The following is a 280-nucleotide window of genomic DNA, read 5'->3' as shown; positions in this document are numbered from 1 at the left end:
CACGAAGATCCACAAGATCATGGACATGGCCATCGCGGCGGGTGCGCCGCTGGTGTCGCTGAACGACGGTGCGGGTGCCCGTATCCAGGAGGGCGTCTCCGCCCTGGCCGGTTACGGTGGCATCTTCCAGCGCAACACCAAGGCCTCGGGCGTCATCCCGCAGATAAGCGTGATGCTCGGTCCGTGCGCGGGCGGCGCGGCCTACTCGCCGGCGCTGACGGACTTCGTGTTCATGGTCCGCGAGACCTCGCAGATGTTCATCACCGGCCCCGACGTCGTC

The 280-nt window shown here is 67.1% G+C and carries 1 protein-coding gene; it reads left to right on the top strand.

What is annotated here, in order from left to right:
• The coding region (locus IF61_RS0131900) for a carboxyl transferase domain-containing protein (protein ID WP_030370032.1) at window positions 1-280 on the top strand (280 nt) is incomplete at both ends.

Origin of the sequence: Streptomyces roseoverticillatus, from assembly GCF_000719265.1 — a bacterium.
GTDB lineage: Bacteria > Actinomycetota > Actinomycetes > Streptomycetales > Streptomycetaceae > Streptomyces > Streptomyces roseoverticillatus.
The sequence above is the reverse complement of the archived record's forward strand: the minus strand, read 5'-3'. Positions and strand labels throughout refer to the sequence as shown.